The organism is Pseudovibrio ascidiaceicola (genome assembly GCF_900114245.1).
GTDB classification, from domain to species: domain Bacteria; phylum Pseudomonadota; class Alphaproteobacteria; order Rhizobiales; family Stappiaceae; genus Pseudovibrio; species Pseudovibrio ascidiaceicola.
Genome location: NZ_FOSK01000002.1, coordinates 461,650 through 476,919, shown reverse-complemented (window position 1 = coordinate 476,919; position 15,270 = coordinate 461,650). Strand labels below are relative to the sequence as shown.

14 protein-coding genes are annotated in these 15,270 nt (G+C 51.8%); 11 read left to right on the top strand and 3 right to left on the bottom strand.

What is annotated here, in order from left to right:
* Window positions 1-37: 37 nt before the first annotated feature.
* The gene (locus BM231_RS06390) at window positions 38-718 is read left to right on the top strand and encodes a cupin domain-containing protein (protein ID WP_093517887.1); all 681 of its coding nucleotides are present in this window, start codon (window positions 38-40) and stop codon (window positions 716-718) included.
* 9 nt (window positions 719-727) lie between these two features.
* On the opposite strand, the gene BM231_RS06385 is transcribed toward BM231_RS06390, so the two are convergent.
* A complete protein-coding gene (locus BM231_RS06385; protein ID WP_093517736.1) occupies window positions 728-2,161 on the bottom strand; it encodes a sterol desaturase family protein in 1,434 nt (477 codons plus the stop codon).
* Between the two features lie 524 nt (window positions 2,162-2,685).
* Here BM231_RS06385 and BM231_RS06380 point away from each other — a divergent pair.
* The 5 genes from BM231_RS06380 to BM231_RS06360 all read left to right on the top strand — a co-directional run bounded on the left by BM231_RS06380 (window position 2,686) and on the right by BM231_RS06360 (window position 6,524).
* Window positions 2,686-2,856 (top strand): XapX domain-containing protein, encoded by a 171-nt coding sequence (locus BM231_RS06380; protein ID WP_057463812.1) that lies wholly within the window; start codon window positions 2,686-2,688, stop codon window positions 2,854-2,856.
* A 175-nt stretch (window positions 2,857-3,031) separates the two neighbouring features.
* Window positions 3,032-3,610, top strand: a complete 579-nt coding sequence (locus BM231_RS06375; protein ID WP_093517885.1) for an NADPH-dependent FMN reductase — start codon at window positions 3,032-3,034, stop codon at window positions 3,608-3,610.
* 470 nt (window positions 3,611-4,080) lie between these two features.
* The gene (locus BM231_RS06370; RefSeq protein WP_208860127.1) at window positions 4,081-4,731 is read left to right on the top strand and encodes a LysE family translocator; all 651 of its coding nucleotides are present in this window, start codon (window positions 4,081-4,083) and stop codon (window positions 4,729-4,731) included.
* A 136-nt stretch (window positions 4,732-4,867) separates the two neighbouring features.
* On the top strand, window positions 4,868-6,031 hold the full coding sequence (locus tag BM231_RS06365; protein WP_093517735.1) for a hypothetical protein: 1,164 nt from the start codon (window positions 4,868-4,870) through the stop codon (window positions 6,029-6,031).
* Window positions 6,032-6,098: 67 nt separating this feature from the next.
* Complete coding sequence (locus BM231_RS06360) at window positions 6,099-6,524, top strand: type III secretion system chaperone (RefSeq protein ID WP_159437951.1); 426 nt, start codon at window positions 6,099-6,101, stop codon at window positions 6,522-6,524.
* A 10-nt stretch (window positions 6,525-6,534) separates the two neighbouring features.
* On the opposite strand, the gene BM231_RS06355 is transcribed toward BM231_RS06360, so the two are convergent.
* Window positions 6,535-7,377 carry an alpha/beta fold hydrolase gene (locus BM231_RS06355; protein WP_208860126.1) on the bottom strand — a complete coding sequence of 281 codons (843 nt, stop codon included), beginning with the start codon at window positions 7,375-7,377 and terminating at the stop codon, window positions 6,535-6,537.
* Between the two features lie 553 nt (window positions 7,378-7,930).
* Between BM231_RS06355 and BM231_RS06350 the strand changes: the two genes are divergently transcribed.
* Entirely contained in the window at window positions 7,931-9,850 is a 1,920-nt protein-coding gene (locus tag BM231_RS06350) for a beta-N-acetylhexosaminidase (protein WP_093517729.1), read from the top strand.
* Between the two features lie 47 nt (window positions 9,851-9,897).
* On the opposite strand, the gene BM231_RS06345 is transcribed toward BM231_RS06350, so the two are convergent.
* Window positions 9,898-10,665 carry a GntR family transcriptional regulator gene (locus BM231_RS06345; RefSeq protein WP_063309772.1) on the bottom strand — a complete coding sequence of 256 codons (768 nt, stop codon included), beginning with the start codon at window positions 10,663-10,665 and terminating at the stop codon, window positions 9,898-9,900.
* A gap of 372 nt (window positions 10,666-11,037) precedes the next feature.
* Here BM231_RS06345 and BM231_RS06340 point away from each other — a divergent pair, with 372 nt between their 5' ends.
* The 4 genes from BM231_RS06340 to BM231_RS06325 all read left to right on the top strand — a co-directional run bounded on the left by BM231_RS06340 (window position 11,038) and on the right by BM231_RS06325 (window position 15,262).
* On the top strand, window positions 11,038-11,931 hold the full coding sequence (locus tag BM231_RS06340) for a carbohydrate ABC transporter permease (RefSeq protein WP_425287811.1): 894 nt from the start codon (window positions 11,038-11,040) through the stop codon (window positions 11,929-11,931).
* A 1-nt stretch (window position 11,932) separates the two neighbouring features.
* Window positions 11,933-12,775, top strand: coding sequence for a carbohydrate ABC transporter permease (locus BM231_RS06335; RefSeq protein WP_057463806.1), 843 nt, complete (start codon window positions 11,933-11,935; stop codon window positions 12,773-12,775).
* Between the two features lie 40 nt (window positions 12,776-12,815).
* Window positions 12,816-14,036, top strand: a complete 1,221-nt coding sequence (locus BM231_RS06330) for an ABC transporter substrate-binding protein (protein ID WP_093517725.1) — start codon at window positions 12,816-12,818, stop codon at window positions 14,034-14,036.
* Window positions 14,037-14,161: 125 nt separating this feature from the next.
* The gene (locus BM231_RS06325; RefSeq protein WP_093517723.1) at window positions 14,162-15,262 is read left to right on the top strand and encodes an ABC transporter ATP-binding protein; all 1,101 of its coding nucleotides are present in this window, start codon (window positions 14,162-14,164) and stop codon (window positions 15,260-15,262) included.
* The last annotated feature ends 8 nt before the right edge of the window (window positions 15,263-15,270 follow it).

The window sequence follows — 15,270 nt, the reverse complement described above, 5'->3', positions numbered from 1 at the left end:
GTGCTTAACTTGAGAGCATCATGTGATGGAGGCTTCAGTGAAGATCAACGGTGATTTTTCAAAGCGAGTGGTTGAGTTCAGCGATGATATTCCTTGGGTCGCGTCCCCAATGAAAGGCGTTGAGCGTAGACCGCTTGATCGTTTGGGAGATGAAGTTGCACGAGCAACCACCGTTGTTCGCTTCGTACCGGGCAGCCATTTCTCTGAGCATGTCCATACAGGCGGAGAAGAGTTTGTTGTACTGGCGGGAGTATTTCAGGATGAGCACGGGGATTTCCCGGCTGGCTCCTACATCCGTAACCCACCTGAATCCAAACACACACCAGCCTCTGAGCCCGGCTGTACCATCCTCGTCAAGCTCTGGCAGTTCGACCTTGCAGACCGCACCCATGTGCGCGTGGACACCAACAAACTTGGCCGTGTTAACGATGCCACACGCGAAGGCGTCGCCGTCTCGCCTCTGTTTCAGGATGAACGTGAGAACGTGCGCATGGAGCACTGGCAGGCAGGCGTAAACCATACGGTTGAGGCAGAAGGCGGCGCAGAAATCTTCGTGCTGGAGGGTTCAATAACCGAAGATGGAGAGGACCTTCCCAAACATGCTTGGCTCCGTGTACCCATCGGCTATGACCTCAACATCACAGCTGGAGAGGAGGGCGCGAAGCTCTGGATCAAGTCCGGACACCTTCCCTTTGTCACCGCCCCACATGGGGGATAAGAGAGCGACCTAAAGCTGCTCCTCCAACCAGACCCGACTGCTTTCTTCCAGAGCATTGCGAGCTGATATGATGTTCGCAACATGCTCCGGGAAAGACGAGAGCTCATAGCGCAGCGTGTATTCCAGCTGTCCTTGCTCCCCATCAGGATGCCAGGTTACCTGCTGCACCGCAGGTGTGCTGCCATCCAATACTGCAGGCTTCTCCAGCCATGGTAATGCAGAAAGCGTTGTTTCTTCAAAGAGTTCGATCTCAGGCGAAACCCCTGTTGCCACATCCATCCGCTGCGAAACCTGCGTAGAAATTGGCAAAGTCCAAAGCACGGCAAGAAACCAGAGTAGAGCTGGAACACGCGCGATCTCGACAAACCGCAGCTGAAACTTGCCCTCCAGAAACTGTGAGATCATTACGAGCCCAGCTAGAATAAGCAACACACCAAACGCCAGTTCCCGTGCGCTCAGCTGAGGGGACAAGAAGATAAACATTGTCACCAACAACACCAGCAGCGCAAACGAAATACCGCAGTACAGCTTGGTCAGTGGTGAGATCACAGGATCAAATTTAGGGCGGTTGGTGACGCCGGTTTTCTGCAGTTTGTTAGTGGCCCGCCGTCTGTCTTCTGGTCGCCATCCCGTTGGTTTGAACCACAGCCGGATCTTGTCCCACCAGCTGTGCGTATGAAGGCTATCGCGAAACAGCATGGACCAGTGCTGAAGATTGGCCTTTACCGGGTTCCATGTTTTCAGCGGCGTTGTGGTGCCATAGTGGCAAGGATGCTCTGCCACCTCTGGCTGCCAGCTGCCAAACATCCTGTCCCAGATCACCAGCGTTCCGCCAAAGTTCTTGTCGATGTAAATCGGGTTCTTGGCATGGTGGACACGATGACTGGAGGGCGTGGAAAAAACACCTTCCATCAGGGGGATACGATCAATCGCCTGGGTGTGGAGCCAGAACTGATAGGCCTTCAGCAGCATAAACTGGATCAGGAACACTTCTGGCGGGCAGCCGAGGAAGGCGAGAGGCAAATAGAAGACCCACGAGAAGGCGTACTGAAACGCACTCTGCCGCAGGGCTGTTGTCAGGTTATACTCCTCGCTTTGGTGGTGCCCTACATGAGCGCCCCAAAGGAAGTTGTAGCTGTGTGCAATGCGGTGGAACCAGTAGTAACAAAAGTCCACGCCGAAGAAGAACAGGACCCACGTGATCCAGCTGGTAGAGCTGAAATCAAACAGCCGATAAGACGACCAAGCCCAGATAAATACCGAGAATGTAAAGGTTTTTAGCAATGCATCTGAAACGAGCAGACAAACGCCCATAGAAAGACTGGCAATGTTGTCGCTAAACCGATGCAGGTCCCGCCCGCTCATGCGCAGATAGGCGTATTCCATCAGCATAAAAAACAGAAACAGCGGAATAGCCAGCGCTGTCACATTATACTCTGCCATTTTATTCCCCCTCGCACTGCATTCCAAAGAATGATCGCGCAACAAAAAAGCTTAGAGCTGCAGGCCTGAGCGAATACCAATAAAGGACCGCAAAGGCGCTTATGTTGACTTTAACGTAAAGGCAGAGGGATGGACTGACAACACAAATCTGAGCTCATGAAAATGGCGATAAGTAGAAGTCCTGTAATAAAACGCAGGAGTTTTGCGCAGAACTAACATAAATGATTGCTGATCAACACATTGATATTACTGAATTAATGAAAATGACAGTGCGGCAACTGATCGCATTTTGAATATTTTTTCTGCAAATGATTTTTTTTGCGTTAAAAGTGCAATTACAGGGTAGGGCCCGTCTTGTCGGGCGACCCAAATATTTATTCAAGGACCTTAGCTGGCTGTCCTTCACGGTTTTCGGTCATACACCCAGGGGACTGCAGGGGTATGGGCGCGCAGTAGAAGCAAGGGCTGTAGTTCAAAGAAAACAGAGTTTTCTGAACAATAAGAAAGAATTAACGGGAGACACCATGGCTGAACTGCTTATGTCAACACTTGCTGGCTTCATTATTGGAGCGATCTTTACCGCAATCAAACTGCCTATTCCGGCTCCACCAGTTCTGTCTGGTTGTGTAGCGATCCTTGGCGTTTGGGGTGGTCATCAGATCATGCTGCAGATCACTGAGCGTTTCTTCTCCTAAAGCGGGTTCTGTTTGATTGGGCCAATCAAACCCTATGAGTTCGCTAGAATAAAGAAGTGTTCGGGATTAAACTTCAAAAAGCGGTGCTGAATTTCAGCGCCGCTTTTTTTATGCTTGCAGAATAAAGAAATGAAAATGTATATAAAAACAAAAGTATTGTCATATGGAGTCTCCCATGAACATCCTCCTCATCTCCGGAAGTACCAGAGAAGGCTCGTTGAATAAGAGTCTGCTGGATGCCGTCGCAGAAGAAGCGCATAACTTAAAACATCAGACGACCAGCCTGTCGCGCCAACTCGCCTCTTTTCCCCTCTATCACTTTGAGCTTGAAGAGGATGCCGCCGTACAGAACCAGCTCTCATTACTGAGACAACAGATTGAAGCTGCTGATGTAATTTTGATCTCCTCTCCTGAGTACAATGGCTTCCTTAGCCCCCATCTTCATAACATTTTCACCTGGGCTTCCAGACGCGCAGCTGGCAAATCCCATTCCGTCCTTGAGGGAAAAGTAGTTGGCCTGTTCGCCGCAGCACCGGGTCCATTCGGGGGAGTAAGAATGCTACCACGTCTGTCGTCGTTTGCAGCTGATCACGGCTGTTGGGTGCATCCGCGATATGTCGCTGTCGGCAACATGGCAGCAAAGACTGATGAGAGCGGTCAGCTAACCTGCTCTGAAACCAGACAGAAACTACGCAATCTGATCAGCCAGACATGCAAAATGGCCGAACCAGTACAGATCGCAGAACCTGCCTGAGCTGATCCGCGACATCTCAGAGAACGACAAACCCGGTGCTTGAAACGCCGGGTTTCTTTATGTCTGATTGCTTAGCAGGCAGGCAGACTGATCAAACAATGGGCAGTATTATCGATTTTCAATTCTCGTAAGACACACACGAAAGACGTCCTAATACCGACATATAATCATATTTACCAATGCCTTATGAGGAAATTCGCACACCCTCAATAATTTGGCATGCTCCTTGCGTTTATGCGGACCAACAGAGTTTGCACAAACAGCGCGCGGAGAGGGGGCAGCCAGGGAAACTCACAATGCCACGTTTGGAGAGGCGGGCCTTAAGGCTTACGGCAAGTGAATTTCTAATCCGCGCGCGAGGGGAGATGAACCATCAGTCATCTCCCCTTCGCATTCCCATTTCTGGTTTGCGTTCGTTTGTGCGTTGCTTTGCGTTTTTTATGTGTTTCTAGGGTTGAAATGGAAAAACCATGGAGCTTCTCACGTCTTTTGATGCCACTTTGGTGTTTGGGTTTGTTGTCACCTTCATGGCGCTCAACTTCACACCCGGTCCCGCAGTCCTGAAAGTGGTTGGTGACAGCATCACAAACGGTATTGGTAAAACCCACGCCAGCATGGCCGGTGTGTTCGGAGCCAACCTCATGTACGCGCTCCTCGCTGCCGGAGGCATGAGCGCGCTGTTATTGTCTTTCCCAGTTCTGTTTGAGACGGTCAAATGGATTGGCGTAGCTTATCTATTGTATCTTGCATATGGCTCCTTCAAAGCTGCCTTCTCAGCCTCGCTGGGCGAAGCGAAAGAACAGAAACCAGCATCGGCTCTGAAACTGTTTCTCACCTCTTTTGCAATGCAAGGCGCCAACCCAAAATCCGTCCTGTCCTTCGGGGCTATGCTGCCAGTGTTTGCCGGGGAAGGTGATGGCATGGCACTGCGGATGATGGCTCTGGCCGTCTTCAACATCGCCCTCGAATACCCAGCTCTGCTGTTCTACGCCTATCTTGGAACCCGCGCGTCGAAATTCGCCGTCTCTGCCCGATCCCGCGCCGCCATGGATGCCTTCGCCGGCACAGCATTGGCAGGTGCCGCTTACATGATCTCCAAAAGCACACTGAAAACGCAGTAGGGGCTATTTCAAATAACCTCAACCAAGAATTGAGCTGTCAGTTTCTTATTAAGTGTGCTGATTGTAACTGACCGATTCTGCAACGAATGCTTTCTTTCAGATCAAGATATCTGTCGATTTGATTTAGGAGCATACTTTGACCGTTGAAAACGTACGTGCAGCCATCACCCAACTTGGAGTTTTTCAGTCCGACGGTGGTGCCAAGCTGGATTTTGACTTGGAAACCTCCCACCGTACCTTACTGAGTAACAAGCACAAACTTGTTGTCAGTGATGCATCCGGTATATCGGGCAATTCCCAGCCAGACTTAAAGCAGGAAGCTGGTGTTTATAAGAAGCTGGATAAACTGGTCAGCTTGATTGAGAAAAATCAGGGTGGCTTGGATCGAGCCTCTGATTTGCACAAACTGTCAAACCTTCACAAACTGGTTGCTCAGTCGCAGACACTAACCGATGCTCATCGTGCGTCTATCACAGGCCGTTTGGAAGGTCTTGATGTTTTGAGCAACCTTGCAGATGACAAAGCTCACCATAAGCAGGCAAGCTGGGAGGGAAGCCAGTATGCGCAGTTTGCTCAGTCCGTCCAGGCTCGTACTGGAGGGAAAGTTGATACTCTCTCGGAAAAGCTTTTATACGGCGAAACTGGAATTAAAACGCAGAGCGAAGTCCTCAGCGAAGTGAAAGCAGGTCTTGATCTTTCAACTCCTGATGAAAAGCGCGCTCACGATTTTCTGTCTGATCTGGAAAAGAAAGCTGATGCAGGTCAGACTGTGAATATTCCCAAGTACTATCACTGCACCAGGGAAGATGGTTTGTTTGGTGTCGCTTCTGAAGGCAAAATCAAAAAGCTTCAGCCAAAAACAGGAACAGGTGCACCGGGAGCTTGGGTATCGACCAATCCTCAACCAGGCGCTTATGGTCAGAATATTTATGCTCTCTCAGCGCGGTTGGAGTATCTTAACTCTCCAGCCAATCTTCCTACCCATGAGATGATGAAACCGTCACAAAATGAAAATGGGGGTACTAATATCGGGCTGCAGCAGCATATCTATATTTCAGAACAGAACTCTCAAAGTGTAACCAACACAGCGCTTTCGCTTGTTGGTGTTGATGACCGACTGCCAAATTTTGATAGTAAAAAGCAATACCTTGCGCTGACCCTTGGGAATGAGTTGCGCTTTGAAACTCCTGAAGGAGGCGAAGATTTTGCAGTGTTTAAAGCATCAACGGTCCTTAAACTGCACCAGTTGATAGAAGCCAGCCAGCCGTCGCTGACAACAGAAGCGTGGAAAGCGATATGATTAGCAAACGACGGCTGCCCCACGATATTTGGAGGAAGAAATGAGCAAAGCTTTCTTCAATGAGACTATGGCAAAACTTGCAGCTTCCTGGCAGGGCGCCCATTGTCGTGAGTTAGACGATGCCAGTTGGCTTCTTGTTTTCTCGCAAGACCTAACGGCCTCAGCAGATTATTGTCCATTTACTGAGCAGCTGGTTCTCTTCGCTCCTGTTATCACGTTGGACTCGCAAACCAGAAATACCGATTTTCTGCTGCGCTTGCTCAATGCAAACTTTAGTTGGGACGAGACAAAGGGCGCATGCTTTGCAATTGAGCAGGATATTATTGCTTTGGTGTGGCGTCACCCTCTCAAAATGCTGGAACAGATAAAGTTGCAAGACGCGCTTCTTAGCTTCTCTGAGACAGTTAGTCACTGGAAATCCAGAATGCAGGAGGTTGAGCAAACAACAGAAACGATGGTGAGTTCTGTGCCTGACAATGGAGTATTATGCTGAACTGGCTCATTCACGAATTCAGAAAACCCAGAGCCTTCTCATTAAAGAGCGCTGGGTTCTCGAACATCAGGAAGTGAGAGCCACCTTCGGCCTCGCTGAAAACCTCCAGAGAGGCATTGGGCATGGTGTCTGCGATGAACTGTTGCGATGCCAACGGATGCCAGCTGAGTTCCCCGGTGAACACCAGAGTAGGCTGGTGAATGTTGGGCAGCAGAGGGCGCCAGTCCTGCATCATGAGGTTTTCTATAAGAGAAGCAGCATATTCTCTGGGCAGCTTCAGGTTCTCGGCAGCCAACTGACGCAAAGCGGCTGGATTGACCTTGCTCGTGAACATCCCGCCAATGATTTCGAGATGATCCTCAATACTGCGTGTTTGGCGAATAGCCGTCACCATCTCATCAAGTGACTCCAAGTTGGGATGGATAGAACCTGCCTCGTTGGTTTCTTTTTCTGTCCAGGAAGGCCTTGCCATGAGGGCAGCAGGCTCGTCGATGCAAATCAGACGGCGTGCAGGGCGCTCGGTCCCGAACATTTCCATATAATCCCAAAGCATTGCAACACTAAGAGAATGTCCAACCGCGTCGAAGTCGCGAAGGTCCAGAGCCTCCACCACATCAAACAGATCCTTGGCAAACCGCTCAATCCGGTAGCCATCAGAAGGCTTTTGCGAGTCTCCATGCCCCCGGTTTTCAAGAGCATAGACCGTGTGACTCTGGCAAAAATCCGCGAACTGCCCCGCATAAACAGTTGCAGTTTGCGACCAGCCCCCCAGCAAAAAGACAGGTCGTCCTTGCCCTCCTGTCAGGTAGGAGAGCTCCACGCCATCGCGGGTCTGTACAGTCTTGCGTTCCATCCTCATTGGCCTTTCGCAGACAACTCAACACTCCACTGCGAGTATAAGGCCGAACCTGTTACTCAGCCGCAAATAAGACCTGAACTGCGAAATGAAGGGTTTCACCTTGAATAACTGGTCCTAGATTTTGCAGGCAGATTGCATAACAGCAGCCAAGCTCTTTCATCCGCCACACCTTGTTCCAGCGATGCAAAAACGGGAATGCGTGCCACGTTGGAAAACAGAATTGCAGTCAAAGGCTTACAAAACCTGAAAAGCCTGGAGTTGTCATATGACCAGGAATGTTCTGATAGGTTTTATTTGAAAGAGTTAAAGTAATTATCTGCTTATTTCAAATGTAATACCAATTCTAAAATATGGATCTATTTACGTGACAAGGTATTGACAGATCCAGTTGAGAAGAAGTTATGCTAGTGTTTGTTCTTGCAGAAGTGAAATGCAAAAATCTGCCAAGAGCAGACGCAAATTCAAGCAGTTAGCACATGCACTCAGGCAACCCGTTGCATTCGGCGTGCTCACTGCAACATCCAGAAATTGGTGAGGAGTCGCAGGCATGGAAGCTGTAACCTGTGCTGATACTACAATCAGAATGGAAACATGGAGAACGGAGGACCGGCAGGTCAACTGCATTCTCTCTGCCAAGTGTGATGCGCCCATCTCCAATTACACCCTGTGCTTCAGCATGCTGGCTCCTTGCGAAGTAGTTGAAGGCGCCACTTCCAAGAAAATAACGGCGGGCTACATTGAGCTTGGCTTCGACAGAGATGTTCTTGGAACAGGCCAAGCACTCGCGTTTACACTCAAGTACAAGCGCAATATGAACCCGTCCAACCGCAGTTGGCTTCCAAAAGGCGCCTATCTGCGTCTGGAGGACGGCAGCATCCTGCCAGTGCAGATTGCACCACGCGGCATCGATCAGGCTTTCAGCACCAAGTTGCCAGAGCAGCAAGCGGACCCGTCTTCAGATGAACTCATGCTCGTCCCAGCCCCGCAAAGCTGGAAACCCTCTGGCAATCAGTTGGACGTGAGTGCCGGTTTTAAGCTGGATCGCTCATGGGAGGGGGACGGCGAAACCGACAGTGCTGCCTCCGTTGAAGCTCTCGCAGAGCGTAACAACATCGGACCATTCCTGCACGAGGATGGCGTCATCCTCCGCTTTGCCATAAACGAAGATCTTGCGGAGGATGCCTATGAGCTCACAATTACGCCAGAGGGCATCACACTCTCCGCGTCCGCCGCTGCTGGTGCATTCTATGGCGCGATCACACTCCTCAATCTCAAGCTGATTTATGGTGGAACCATTCCTTGTGGCCATATCGCAGATGCTCCCCGCTTTGAGTGGCGCGGCCAGCATCTGGACTGTGCACGCCACTACTACGAGCCGGAAACCCTGCTGCGGTTGGTGGATATGATGGCCTTGTTCAAGCTCAACCGCTTCCACTGGCACTTCTGCGATGATGAGGCTTTCCGTCTTGAGGTGGAGAGTTATCCTGAGCTCTGGAAGAAGTCTGGCATGCGCGGCGAAGGACGTATCGTTCCCGGCATTTATGGAGCAGCAGATGGTCCGCAAGGCGGTACTTACTCCATTGCCTTTGCCAAGCGACTGGTCGCCCACGCAAAAGAGCTGAACATCGAAATTCTACCGGAAATCGAAGTGCCTGCTCACTCCTGGGCTGTGCTTCAAATCCACCCGGAACTGCGCGATGCAGCGGATGAAAGCGGTGAGATCTCTGTTCATGGCTACCTGAACAACACCATCAATCCAGCCTTGCCAGAAGCGTGGACCTACATGGAAGCTCTGGCCAGAGAAATTTCCGGCATCTTCCCGTTCTCTCACCTCCACCTCGGTTGTGATGAGCGCCCGCCTGCTGCGTGGACCAAATCTCCAACCATCGATAAGTTGAAAGCAGAGCAAGGCCTTAAAACTGCTGATGATGTGCAGGGCTGGATGATGGACAAGCTGGCGTCCTACGTCCGTGCGCTGGGCGTACGTCCCGCCGCTTGGGAAGAAGCTGCCAAAGGTGCAAATGGCGGCATCAACAACAACGCCATCCTGTTCTCATGGACCCAGCAGGGACCGGGGCTGGAAGCAGCTCGTAAAGGATACTCGGTTGTTATGACCCCAGCTGCGCACGCCTATTGGGATATTGCACCTTCCAGCAACTTCAACGAGATCGGCCTCAACTGGGCAGGCATCACCAGCCTTGCAGACAGTGTGAACTGGGATCCGGTGCCGGAAAATGAACCAGAGCTGGAAGGCAAGATCATTGGCGCCCAGGGCTGCTTGTGGTCAGAGGTCGTCCTACGGGATGCCAACATGGAAACCATGATGGCCCCGCGCATTCTGGGTATTTCAGAAATTGGCTGGGCAGCCCGCGCCAACAAGCCGGATGCAGAGACGATCACGCAAAAGGCGGCATGCTACAGCAAGCTGTTCTCGGCTATCGGGTGGCGTCAGGATGTAAGAGACTAAACAGCAAAAGCCCCGCTCCAAACCTTGGCAGCGGGGCTTTTTGCATTTTACGCGTTGCGCAATTCTGCAACGAAATCATAGATATCACCGCGGTACACGCCCGTTGTCAGCTCAATCACCCGACCACTCGGCAGGTAGGCCGTGCGGTCAATGTAAAGCGCGGCATCCCCCTCACAAACTTCCAGCAAGGCAGCTTGTTCTTCTGTCAGTTTACAGGCCGAAATGCGCTGAATAGCGCGGGAAGGGCGCATCCCTTCCAACGACAATTTCTCATAGAGCGACGTTTCAATCCGTGACGGATCAGGCACAAACTCGGTTGAGAGCGAACTGGTCTCGATCGCCAGAGGAATACCATCCGCACGGCGCAGACGGGTAATCCGCGAAACCTGACCGTCAGACGCAAGCCCAAGCGCAACAATCTCCTCAGGTGAGGGAAGGTAGATCCCACAGGACAGCGTCTCGGAGGAAGATGTTTTCCCGCGCCGCTGCATGTCCTCGGTAAAGCTGGTGAGCGCAGATAATGACTGCTCCATGCGCTTCATCTGAGGGGCGACATAAGAGCCCGAGCCCCGGCGCTGAATCACCAGACCATCCACCACCAGCTGCGAAATGGCTTTGCGAATCGTCACACGGGACAAGCCGGTCAATGTCGCCAGCTCACGCTCGGCAGGCAGAGTGGTCGCTGCTGCTAACCGCCCATCTTTAATGGCAGATTCAAGGTGTCGGTAAAGTTGTAAGTAGCGTGGACCGCCACTCCTCTGCTGCCAGGATGTCGTTGAGAACAGATCGGTATGGGTATCTTCTTGTGCGCTCATTCTGCTCATCTTTATGTGAATCCGTATTATCTATAATACCTTTTTGATACCAATGCAAAACAATACCGATGGGATACCAATGAAAGAAATAAAGCTTATCCCCTCGCGATTTTCTTGAAAAATCGAAGTTTTTTCGCCTGAAACAGAAATATTTCACAGGAGGTACTGAAATGGTAGACAAATGGATTTGTTTTGGTATTATTTTGGTGCTCGCAAAAAACACGCGGTTCGTCTCCCTGGCGATAACAAGACGCAAGCGGCGAGTGACAAGCGATCACCTTTGGGAATTGGGGAGAGCGCATGACACATGCGTCAGAGGACCTGCTGCCTTATCAGGGCGAGCGCGGCGGTTCAGCACAAAAGAAACAGGGGATGCTGCAAGGGCTCATGCGCTCACAGGCAACCTTTGCATGGCTACTGATTGCTCCGGCAGCATTGTATCTCGTATTAGTCGTGGCCTGGCCGCTGGTTGAGACAGTCCGTTTGTCTTTTACTAACGCCAACATTGGCGGCGAAGCCTACATCGGCACTGCCAACTATGAGAAGCTGCTCAGCTCTCGCAAATTCGGCCAGACAGTTTCCAGAACGTTCTATTGGATGTTCCTGTCTGTCTCATTCAAAATCATTTTCGGTCTGATCGGCGCAACGCTGCTCAACGCTGCAATCCCGGGACGGGCTCTGTTCCGTATGCTGGTCATGCCGCCGTGGATCGTGCCTGTTGCGATTGGCTGTTTCGGCTGGTTGTGGCTCTACAACGGCCACTTCGGCATCATCTCCGGTGCCTTGCAATATATCGGCATTCTGGATGGCCCGTTTGAGTTCCTCGCCTACAAGCAAAGCGCGTTTTACTCCGCCGTTGTCACCGATGTCTGGGTCGGCCTGCCCATGGTGACCATCTTCATGCTGGCCGCCATGCAGGGCGTGCCGCGCGATCTTTATGAAGCAGCCTATGTGGACGGGGCATCCCGTTGGTATCGCTTCCGCCGCATCACCATTCCGCAAATCCTGCCGGTGATCATCACCATGTCGATCCTGTCGATCATCTGGACCTTCAACTCCTTCGAAATCATCTGGATTTTGACGGAAGGCGGACCACGCAGCGCAACCACAACGCTGATCATCGACACCTACAAGATGGCCATTGCAAACTTCAAGTTCGGGCAGGGGGCAGCACGTGCTGTGATCGTGGTGACACTGCTCAGCGTGTTCTCACTGGTCTATCTGTTCGCTCTTCACCAGATCAAAAAACGTTTCGAGGCAGCCTAAAATGATGGATCGTTACTCGCTGCCACATAAAGTATTTCTCTACTTCTGCGTGGTGCTTTTCCTCGGCTTCATTCTGCTGCCGTTCTTCGAAATGTTCATGACCTCACTGCGGCCACTGGAGCACCTGTTCCGCTCGCCCTACCAGTTCTGGTCAGACGACTTCTCGTTCAAAGCCTACTCCCAGATGTGGGAGACAGTGCCAATGCTGCCGCGCTACATCGCAAACAGCATGCTGATCTCCATCTCGGTGACAGCTCTGGCTTTGGCGTTCGTCATTCCCGCCGCTTATGCCTATGCCCGGTTTGACTTCAAAGGCAAATCACTCAGCCTCGGCATCTTTCTGGCGGTTAACATGTTCTCCGGTGCTGTTCTGCTCATTCCGCTTTACAAGCTCCTGAGAAACTACGGCCTGCTGAACACCTACTTCGCGATGATTGTTCCCGGTGCAGCGTTTCTGGTGCCAATGGGAATCTGGCTCCTGAAATCCTATCTGGAGAAAATCCCGCGCGAACTGGAAGAAGCAGCTTTCATGGATGGCGCCAGCCGTCTGTACACTCTGCGCCGCGTTGTTCTGCCCTTGGCGGTTCCCGGTCTCATTGTGGTGGGTGTGGCTGTGTTCCTGTCAGCCTACGCACAGCAGTTCTTGTTCGCGATCACGTTCAACAGCGTCAAGGAGTTCATGCCTCTGCCAGCGGGCATCCTTGAGTTCATTGGCTATCAGTCAGTCAAATGGAACCAGATGATGGCAGCAAGCATTGTTGGAATACTGCCCGTACTCGTAATTTTCCTATTTTTACAGCGCTACTTGGTGGCCGGCCTCACAGCCGGTGCAATCAAGGAGTGATTTTCAAAAGTGTCAATGGTTACTACTGGGAGGAGAAACCATGAGAACCAAACTACTATTTGCAGCGGCTGCAGGGGCAGGCGCAATGATGGCAGCAGCATCTGCACAATCAGCTGAGCTACATTTCATCCGTTGTGGGGACAACGGGTTGGATGAAGATCGCAAGGTTATCGCTGCATTCGAAGCCGCCCATCCAGGCAACACCGTCAACATGGAAAGCCTTCCATGGGGCACATGTCAGGACAAGTCTCTGAAACTTGCATCCGCAGGCAGCCCGCCATCTGTGTCCTACATGGGCTCTCGTACGCTCAAGCAGCTGGCAGACAACAATCTCGTTGTTGATGTGAAGATCTCGGAAGATCAGCAGAAAGCCTATCAGCCGGGCGTTCTGAACACCGTGAGCTACCGCGACAAGTTCTGGGGCTTCCCACGTGCGTTTTCCACCAAGGGTCTGTTCCTCAACTGTGACATCTTCGAGGAAGCCGGTCTTGCATGCGAAGCACCAAAGACCTGGGACGAAATGTACGCAGCGGCGAAGACCATCAAAGACAAAACCGGTAAAGCAGGTGTGGGTCTGACGGGCAAAGACTTCGACAACACCATGCACCAGTTCCTGAACTACCTGTATTCCAACGGCGGTCAGGTCATCGATCCATCCACCAACGAAATCACTCTGGATTCCAAGAACACTCTGGAAACTCTGAAGTTCTACGGCAAACTGGTGGAAGTTGCTCAGGAAGGCCCGACCGCATTTGAGCGTACGCAGGTCCGTGATCTGTTCAACGACAACAAAGTCGGCATGTACATCGACGGCCCTTGGGCACACGGTCAGCATAAAGAAGGTATCAACACCAAGACTGCACCAATTCCGGCAGGTCCAAGTGGTGTAAGTGGTACGCTTCTCATTACTGACTCCCTCGCTGTCTTCAAAGGCTCTGGCCATGAAGATCTGGCGATGGAATTTGCGCGCATGATGACCACAGGCGACTCTCAGTACACGCTGGACAAACCAGACGGTTGGGGTCTGACACCAATCCTGAAATACGAAGAGCTGGGCTACGAGAAGCCTTACTACATGGATGATCCATACTGGGCAGTCTTCGTGGACTCCATCCCAACAGGTGGTCCGGAGCCTCTCTTTGTTGATTACAAAGCGATGCAGACAACCATCAACTCCATGATTCAGGGCATCATCCTGAAAGACGATACTGCTGAAAACCTGGTGGCAATCGCCGCTGAAGAACTCGAAGAGTTCAAGTAAGCGTACTCCCGAAAAGTGGATACCGGTTTTCGAAAAAAGAAGACGCGGCAACGACTTTTCTGAGCCAAACCCGGAGAGGCTGCCTGCAGCCTCTCCCCGTTATCAAGTGCGAGAAGACGAATATTATGGCCACGCTTCAGCTACAGAACATCGTAAAATCATTTGGACCAACAACCGTATTGAAGGACGTCAGCCTGTCCATCGAGGACAAGGAGTTCGTCGTATTCGTTGGCCCCTCTGGCTGCGGAAAAACAACTTTGTTGCGCATCGTGGCAGGTTTGGAGATTGCCTCCGAAGGCTCCATCATCATTGATGGAAAAGACGTTTCCGATGACCACCCTATTGACCGTGGCATCTCCATGGTGTTCCAGAGCTACGCGCTCTATCCTCACCTCTCAGTTTTTGAAAACATCGCCTTTCCGCTGCGCGTTGCAAAACGCCCGGAAGAGGAGATTAAAGATCGCGTCAACAAGGCCGCTGCAATCCTGCAGCTCGAAGAGCGCCTGAACCATAAGCCGGGGCAGCTCTCTGGCGGTCAGCGCCAGCGCGTTGCCATTGGCCGTTCCATTGTCCGCAATCCAAAAGTGTTCCTGTTTGACGAGCCGCTCTCAAACCTTGATGCAGCGCTGCGCGGGGACATGCGCGTGGAACTCTCAAAGCTCCATAAAAGCCTCGACACCACAATGATTTACGTAACCCACGATCAGGTGGAAGCCATGACCATGGCTGACCGCATCGTGGTGCTCAACGGCGGTGTGGTGGAGCAGTGCGGCACCCCGATGGACCTGTACCTGCACCCACGCAACAAGTTCGTAGCTGGTTTCATCGGCCATCCTAAAATGAACTTCCTGCCCGCTATCGTCAGCCGTGTTGAAGACCGCATGCTGCACGTAAAGCTCGAAAGTGGTGGCGTCATGAGCATGCCAGTGTTTTCTGAGGGCGTGAAAGCGGGTGACAACGTGGATATCGGCATCCGCCCTGAGCATATGCAGCTTGATGAGAATGGACCAGTTTCCATGCATGTAGAAGTGCTGGAGCGCTTGGGAGCGCATTCCATCGCCTACGGTAAAGTCGAAGGTGACGGCGCGTTTTGTGCATCTTTGCCTGGCATGGCAGAGATCCCGGAAGGCACATCCATCAAACTCAACATCAAGCCGGAAGATGCCTACGTCTTTGACGAAAAAGGTGTTGCACTGCAACGCCTTGGCGCTCTGGAACTGGCATAGGAGAAACA